Source organism: Acetobacter okinawensis JCM 25146, assembly GCF_000613865.1.
Lineage (GTDB): Bacteria > Pseudomonadota > Alphaproteobacteria > Acetobacterales > Acetobacteraceae > Acetobacter > Acetobacter okinawensis.
This window is the reverse complement of record NZ_BAJU01000012.1, coordinates 59,689-67,082: the sequence shown is the minus strand read 5'-3', so window position 1 is coordinate 67,082 and position 7,394 is coordinate 59,689. Positions and strand designations below refer to the sequence as shown.

Annotated in this window: 7 protein-coding genes; 5 read left to right on the top strand and 2 right to left on the bottom strand. The window is 59.7% G+C overall.

The window, feature by feature from the left end; genetic code table 11:
* Positions 1–1,434 (top strand): [protein-PII] uridylyltransferase family protein (locus tag JCM25146_RS07440; protein WP_025827004.1); only part of this gene is annotated, 1,434 nt, incomplete at its 5' end.
* A gap of 38 nt (positions 1,435–1,472) precedes the next feature.
* A complete protein-coding gene (gene bcp / locus JCM25146_RS07435; RefSeq protein WP_025827002.1) occupies positions 1,473–1,964 on the top strand; it encodes a thioredoxin-dependent thiol peroxidase in 492 nt (163 codons plus the stop codon).
* A 54-nt stretch (positions 1,965–2,018) separates the two neighbouring features.
* Here bcp and JCM25146_RS07430 read toward each other — a convergent pair whose 3' ends face one another.
* Together JCM25146_RS07430 and JCM25146_RS07425 are read right to left on the bottom strand one after the other, a co-directional pair.
* Complete coding sequence (locus JCM25146_RS07430) at positions 2,019–2,435, bottom strand: hypothetical protein (protein WP_408734910.1); 417 nt, start codon at positions 2,433–2,435, stop codon at positions 2,019–2,021.
* Positions 2,436–2,531: 96 nt separating this feature from the next.
* Positions 2,532–3,800 carry an MFS transporter gene (locus tag JCM25146_RS07425; protein ID WP_025826998.1) on the bottom strand — a complete coding sequence of 423 codons (1,269 nt, stop codon included), beginning with the start codon at positions 3,798–3,800 and terminating at the stop codon, positions 2,532–2,534.
* A gap of 193 nt (positions 3,801–3,993) precedes the next feature.
* Here JCM25146_RS07425 and JCM25146_RS07420 point away from each other — a divergent pair, with 193 nt between their 5' ends.
* From JCM25146_RS07420 to JCM25146_RS07410, 3 genes are read left to right on the top strand one after another with little or no spacing between them, the layout of a single operon-like run.
* A complete protein-coding gene (locus JCM25146_RS07420; RefSeq protein ID WP_025826996.1) occupies positions 3,994–5,265 on the top strand; it encodes a DNA recombination protein RmuC in 1,272 nt (423 codons plus the stop codon).
* Positions 5,266–5,286: 21 nt separating this feature from the next.
* Positions 5,287–6,000 carry a response regulator transcription factor gene (locus tag JCM25146_RS07415; RefSeq protein WP_242400987.1) on the top strand — a complete coding sequence of 238 codons (714 nt, stop codon included), beginning with the start codon at positions 5,287–5,289 and terminating at the stop codon, positions 5,998–6,000.
* Positions 5,987–7,360 (top strand): sensor histidine kinase, encoded by a 1,374-nt coding sequence (locus JCM25146_RS07410; RefSeq protein WP_025826992.1) that lies wholly within the window; start codon positions 5,987–5,989, stop codon positions 7,358–7,360. Before JCM25146_RS07415 ends, JCM25146_RS07410 begins: the two co-directional genes overlap by 14 nt.
* Positions 7,361–7,394: the final 34 nt, after the last annotated feature.

Below are 7,394 nucleotides of genomic sequence, written 5' to 3'. Positions count from 1 at the left end.
CTGCTGGCCAATTTTGGCCAGCGTGGGAACCCGCTGGCCTGCCTGCGCAGGTTTGACGCGCTGCTGGCGCGCCAGCACGCAGGGGTACAATTGCTCTCGCTCTTTGAGCGTAACCCGGAACTGATTGATCGTATCGCCAGTATTTTTGATGCCTCGGCCTTTCTGGCGGACCATCTGGCAGACAAGCCCTCCGCACTTGAGGGGCTATTGGCCCCCGAGCCGGAGGAAGGGCGCAATGTTGTCGCCCGGCTGAAAATGCTGGCTGGCGAGGTTGCCGATGTGGAGGAACTGCTGACCACCCTGCGCCCGCTCTTGCGGGGTGAGGAGTTCCGCCTCTCCGTTGCTTTGCTGGAGGGCCGGATCAGTGAGGATGACGCCGAGCGTGAGCGCACCCTTCTGGCCGATACGATCATGGGGGTTATCAAGCAGGCGGTGGAGCGTGACCACGTGCGCCGTTATGGCCGCGTCCCCGGCGGGGGCATGGCCGTTATTGCCATGGGCAAGGCTGGCTCGCGGGAGATGATGCCCGGCTCCGATCTGGACCTGCTTATGGTGTTTGACCATCCGGAGGACGTACAGGCCAGTCAGGTTCCTGGCAAAAAGCAGAATAACGGCACGGGGCTTGCCCTGTCGCAGCCTCGGTCGGTGGCTGTGGGGCAGTATTATACCCGTCTGGCTCATGCCTTTATTGCCGCATTGACTGCTCCCGGCCCAGAAGGTCCGCTTTATGCGGTGGACATGCGGCTACGGCCCTCAGGGGCGGCTGGGCCGGTGGCTGTGCCACGCACGGCATTTGTGCGCTACCATACAGAGGCCGCATGGACATGGGAGTGCATGGCATTGACCCGTGCACGGATCGTAGCAGCACCCGCGTCCCTACGTCGCGCTCTGGCGCATGATCTGGGGCGTGTGCTGGATGGGAGCATCCGCGCAATCCCGCCCACACGCGCGGCCTTGCTGGCCGATGCGCGGAACATGCGGGAGCGTCTGGCGCGCGACCTGCCTGCTAGCTCTATATGGGACATAAAACGCCGGGCAGGGGGGCTTATGGAGGTGGAGTTCATCGCCCAGATTTTTCAGCTTGTCGCAGCGGACCCCATAGCCCGTAGCCCGTCCACCCGGCTGGCTCTGGGGCGGCTGGAGCGGTGCAGTGTGCTGGATGGAGCCGATGCAAAACTATTGAAGCAGGCAGATTTTTTCTGGCGGCGATTGCAGGCTCTGCTGCGTTTGCTCTGTGGTCCCGTCCCCCCCAAGGAACTGGAGGCGGATATGGTGCCGGCAGCCCTGAATATCCTGCTCAGGAACATGAAGGCCCGTACCCTGCCTGAACTGATGGAACGCGCCAACCTGCTGGCGCGTGATGTCCGCACCTGTTTTGAAAAACTGGTCGGCCCGCTTGCGCGCACGGAGTCAACCGAACGTCCCGAAGGCTGAACGCGGGCCGGTCGTTCCCTTTAATGGAGTTGAAGATCATGGATACAAATACCCCCCTGCAAGTTGGGGATAAGGCTCCCGCCTTTAGCATGCCTGCCAGCGGCGGGCGTACGGTGCAGAGTGCCTCCCTTAGCGACAAACCTTATGTGCTGTATTTCTACCCCAAAGCCGATACGCCGGGCTGCACAAAGGAAGCCTGCGGGTTCAACGAGGCCCTGCAGGCATTTGAAAAGGCCGGGTTGAGCGTGATTGGCGTCTCACGCGATCCAGTTAAAAAGCTGGATGCCTTTGCCACAAAATACGGCCTGACATTCCCCTTGGCATCAGACGAGGCCGGGCATGTTACCGAGGCCTATGGCGTCTGGGTGGAAAAATCTATGTATGGCCGGACCTATATGGGTATCGAGCGCGCCACGTTCCTGATCGATGCGAGCGGGAACATTGCTTACATCTGGCCCAAGGTCAAAGTCAGCGGCCATGTGGAGGCGGTGCTGGCACAGGCCAGCACCCTGAATGGCACACCAGACTGATCTGTCCTGAGTAGGCGCTGGGCCGGTATAAGACTAGCGCCCGACAGGTAGGGTTTACCAGCCGGAGTAATAGCCGCCGGGCGCTGCATAGTAGTAGCCCGGTGGCGGCCCCATGGGGGCAACCGGCACCATGTAAACACGGGGCGGAGGAGGTGGAGGCGGCGGCGGTGGGGCATAACCATACCCGTAGCCATAACCGCGCGGGCCATCGCTCATGGCGGCCCCGGCCAATGCGCCAACTGCCAGCCCGCCAATAAGGGCGCCAGCTATGGCGCCACCATCACCATGGTGGTGGTGGCCACCCCAGCCGGGGCCACCTCTCCCCCAACCGGGGCCACCGCCACCCCAGCGTCCGGGCTGCGCCTGAGCGGAGGGCAGAGCTGCCAGACCAAGACCCGCAATAACGGGCAGAGCCATCAGAAATTGTGTCATGCGGCGCATGATGCGTGCCTCCTTGGAGCAGGGTGTCATGCTGCTCCATGTTTTTGTTCTCCCTTAAATATCGATCGGCTTGTGGCAAATTAAAGGCTGCACCCTGTCCTTTTGTTGATGGTGCAGCAGGCTTGCTTAGGGTGTGCTGTCGGGTATGGCGCTGGTTTTTGGCAGCGTCAGCGCCGTTGCAAGGGTGGCCAGCGCACAGGCAGAGACATACCAGGCAAACCAGCCCTCATGCCCGACATGCTTGCACCACAAGGCAATATATTCGGTTGTACCCCCAAAAATGGAGACGGTCAGCGCATAGGGCAGGGCCACACCCAGTGCCCGCACGCGGGTGGGGAACAGCTCGGCCTTAACAATGGCGTTGATGGATGTGTAACCTGACGCCACGAACAGGGCTGCTACGATCAGCCCGAATGCCACCCAGCCCGATGTGGCGTGGGAGAGCGCATTAAGCAGCGGTATGGTGCCAAGGCTTGCGCCAATACCAAAAAACAGCAGCAGCGGTTTGCGACCGACCCGGTCGGAAAGTGCACCAAACAGAGGCTGCATGGCGGCGAACACAAACAGGCTGGCAGCAGAGATAAGGGTTGCCGTCTCTTTGGAAAAACCAAGGGAATTGGCAAGGTATTTCTGCATATAAATGGTGTAGGTGTAAAAGGCGACCGTGCCGCCAAGGGTCAACCCACAGACCCGCAGGACGGATGGCCAATGCGCGAGCATAACGCGTACGCCACCTTTGGTCTGTTTTTTGCTGGTGTTTTCAAAGCTTTCGCTTTCCACCATCTGGCGGCGGAGCCAGAACACCAGCACCGCGCCACATGCCCCGATCAGGAAGGGAATGCGCCAGCCCCAGTTTGCAATCTGCTCGGGGGTTAAAAACACGTATTGCATGACCAGCAGCACGCATAGCGCCAGCAACTGCCCCATGACCAGCGTGACGTAGAGAAAACCGGACCAGAAGCCCCGGTGCTGCGGGGTAGAAACTTCGGCCAGATAGGTGGCCGATGCACCGTATTCTCCCCCAAGGCTCAGGCCCTGCACCAGCCGTGCGAGCACAAGAATAACTGGTGCGACAACCCCGATCTGTTCGTATGTAGGGCATAGGGCAATAGCCAATGAACCAAAACACATAGCCAGAACAGAAAAGGTCAGCGCCTTGCGCCGTCCGTAGCGGTCCGCCGCCATGCCCAGCAGCCACCCACCAATAGGCCGCATGAAAAAACCCACGGCAAACACCGCTGCGGCATTAAGCAGTTCCGCCGTAGGGCTGCCGTGAGGAAAAAACGCATGGGCAAAATAGATGGTGAAGGAGGAATAGACGTACCAGTCAAAATATTCGAGCAGGTTTCCGGCGGATCCTGCCAGAATACCGCGAATGCGTTGTGCCGTGTTCAAGCTGTGCTCTCCGTTCCTGGGCTTTTTGTTGTGGTGGTGAACAAGGCACCGTGGACAAGGGTAGTATCATTACCATGCCACGCCTGTCATTACGTGCGCGTCATGAGAGATGTTGCGTGCCAACCCGGTTTTTTGTTCAAAAACAGGCGTGGGGGGTGCTTGCCCTTGGCAGGAACATAAGACACAACAGGGCATGGGTTCTGTAATTGTTCTTGTAGGTGTGGCACTTGCGGCTCTTTTGCTGGGGGTGGTTCTGGCCTGTGTGCTGCGCAGGCCGCCCGCGACAGGTGCGGATAGCGATATGCTGGCGCGGCTGTACGTGATGATGGAGCGTGAGGCTGCGACCGCGCGGGCTGATTCGTCTGCCCAGAGGACCGTCATCAACAACATGGAGCGTGCATTCGGCGAGCGGCTAGAGCGCATGCGTGCGGAACTGGCCGAGCAGCTCGGCAGCCTGTCCGGCAGCCTTGGGCGCGAGCAGGCGGAGGCCCGCGCCGCCCAGTCCGAGGCTTTGCGCAACATGGCGGAGGCGTCTGCACAGCAGTTGTCCGCCATCCGCCACGCCGTAACCGAGCAGCTGCACGAAGCAGTCGAGCGGCAGATGCACTCGTCGTTTCAGCGGGTGCTGGAGCAGTTTACCGCCATGCAGAAGGCCATGGGCGAGGTCCGCGCCATGACTGCCCAGATCAGTGACCTCAAGCGGCTGTTCAGCAATGTTAAAACCCGTGGGGGCTGGGGGGAGGCGCAGCTCCGCGCCATTTTGGACGATGTGCTGCCACCGGGGACGTATGAGAGTAATGTCAGGCTTGGGCCGGGGAACGATGTGGTGGAGTTTGCCATACGCATGCCGGTCAAAACCCAGACCCCGCCGCTTATGCCGGTGGATAGCAAGTTCCCGACCGAAGCGTATGAAAAACTGCTGAACGCAGCAGAGGAAGGCGATGTGGTGGGGGAAAAGGCCGCCCGCAAATCGCTGGAAAACACCGTGCGGGTTGAAGCACGTAAAATTGCCACCAAATATATACAGCCTCCTGCAACGGTGGAGTTTGCCGTGCTGTATCTGCCAACCGACGGGCTTTATACGGAGGTAGCCCGCATTCCGGGGTTGATTGATGATGTGGGGCGGCAGTTCCGGGTCATGGTCATGGGGCCTGCGCTTATGCCCGCCATGCTCCGCACGATTCATCTGGGTTATGTGACCCTTGCGCTGGAAGAGCGGACAGAGAGCATTGCCCGGCTGCTGGGCGCCACGCGGCAGGAAATGCTGAAAATGGATGCAGTGCTGGACAAGCTCGCGCGCAATGCGCAGGCTATGTCCTTCTCCATTGAAGAGGCCAGACGGCGGACCAGAGTGGTCACACGCAGGTTGAAGGAACTGGATAATCCGGTTGCTGCGGAAGATGAGGGCGAAGAGTCTGAAATTGAATTTAGTGGCCATGTGAAGGACGGGGCTGCAACACAATAGAGTATGAGTGAGAGGACAGTCATGGCTGAAGACGACACACTTCCCCCTTTTCTGGCAGGGCGGACGGTTCTCCTTGTCGAAGATGACGGCAGGATTGCCGAGGAAATTGTGGGCGAGCTGACCGGTCGCGGCTTTAACGTCCATCATGAGGAAACCGGCAATGCCGGGCTTGATGCGGCCCTGAAGGGAGAGGCCGATGTGATGGTGGTAGACCGGCTTTTACCCGGGTGTGATGGCCTGTCAGTTATAGAAACCATGCGCCAGCAGGGGATTCGCATCCCTGTTCTGGTTCTCTCAGCCCTGTCTGCGGTGGATGACCGCGTAACGGGGCTTAAGGCTGGGGGGGATGACTACCTGACCAAGCCTTTTGCCATGGAGGAACTGGTCGCCCGTATTGAGGCCCTGCTCAGGCGACCGGATGATACGCGCAATACCAAACTGAGCGCTGGCCCGCTGGAAATGGACCTGATCGAGCGCCGCGTCTGGCGTGATGGGCGCGAGGTTGATCTGCTGCCGCGTGAGTTCCGGCTGCTCGAATACCTCATGCGCAGGCCCGGTCAGGTTTTGACCCGTTCAATGTTGCTGGAAGATGTCTGGCAATACCGCTTTATCCCGCGCACCAACCTTGTTGACGTGCACATAGGCAAACTGCGCAGGAAGGTTGATGCGCCGGGGGAGGAACCCTTGATCCAGAGCATTCGCGGTACAGGGTTCCAGCTGCGTGTTTCTGACTGAGGTTTTCCGGACAGCCACATTCAGGATCACTCTTATGGCGCTGGCGGCCATGGCCGGTGTCATGCTGATGCAGTTTGGTCTGGTTTATGCCCAGATGGAGGCGGTGGAATCCCGCCGCTCCACCGAACTGCTGCAAGGGGAGGCGGAACTGTTGGCCCAGATGTCTCCCGAACATCTGGAATATGTTATCCGCCGTCGTGCGACGGATGACCTGCGGCTGATTATCAACAGTGCGGGGCTGTTTGATGCAGGACATGCGCTGATTGCGGGTGACCTGCATACATGGCCACGTGGGCTCAAGGCGGACGGCAAGCCGCACAACATCGATATTTACCCCGAGGAAGGGGCCGCCTACCCTCTGCGCCTGCTGGCCGTAACCCTGCCAGACCATACCATTCTGGTGCTGGGGCGGAGTTTTCATCTGCTGGCGGAGCAAAAGCTGATGCTCCGTCACGCCATGCTGGTCGCGGCGGTGCCGACTTTCCTGTTCGCGCTGTTCTTGGGGGTGGCGCTCAGTCACCGCGCACTCTCCCGCGTGAAGGAAATGCACGAGGCCATAGACCGCATTATGGCGGGGGATATTCATGAACGTCTGCCCGCCAACAAGGAACGGGATGATCTGGAGCGACTGGCCGGGAGCGTGAACCGCATGCTCGACCGGCTGGAACATCTGATGGATGGCATGCGCGCTGTGGGTAACGATATTGCGCATGACCTGCGCACCCCGCTCTCGCGCATGCGGGCAAAGCTTGAGCGCGCCCAGTCGGGCGAGCGCAACCCGGAGCAGCTTGAGGCCGCCATAAGCCGGGCGGTGGATGATCTGGACCAGTGCCTAGGCATTATTACCGCCCTGCTCCGGATTGCAGAGATCGAGAACAGCCGCCGTATGGCGGGTTTTGCTCAGGTCAGGCTGCGCGAGTTGATGGATGATGTGTTCGATCTGTACGAACCCATTGCCGAAATGGAAGATAAAAAATTACAGGCACTTCCCTCCGCAGCGGAGGGGCCTGTGTGGGGTGACCGGCATCTTTTGATCGAACTTCTGGCCAATCTGGTTGACAACGCCATCAAATTTACCCCTGAAGGGGGGAGTATTGTATTGGATGTGCAACAAAAAGATGATGCGGTCATGCTGGTCGTCACAGATACGGGTACGGGTATTGCCCCGGAGGAACGGCAGAGCGTGCTCTCGCGCTTCTATCGTTCGGACAAAAGCCGGCATGTGCCCGGCAGTGGTCTGGGGTTAAGCCTTGTTTGCGCCATTGCGCACCTGCATGATGCGCAGGTGAGGATAGAAAGCGGCCCAGATGGCAGGGGTACGTGCTTCAGCATCGCTTTTCCGGTTCTGACGCCGGGCTAGAGCTATGGTTTGTAAAGATAATGTCACAAGCGGG

What these genes read in the sequence shown, in the direction of transcription:
- JCM25146_RS07430 (WP_408734910.1), bottom strand. Translation starts at nt 2,435, where the DNA reads ATGACACCCTGCTCCAAGGAGGCACGCATCATGCGCCGCATGACACAA.
- JCM25146_RS07420 (WP_025826996.1), top strand. Translation starts at nt 3,994, where the DNA reads ATGGGTTCTGTAATTGTTCTTGTAGGTGTGGCACTTGCGGCTCTTTTG.
- bcp (WP_025827002.1), top strand. Translation starts at nt 1,473, where the DNA reads ATGGATACAAATACCCCCCTGCAAGTTGGGGATAAGGCTCCCGCCTTT.
- JCM25146_RS07415 (WP_242400987.1), top strand. Translation starts at nt 5,287, where the DNA reads ATGGCTGAAGACGACACACTTCCCCCTTTTCTGGCAGGGCGGACGGTT.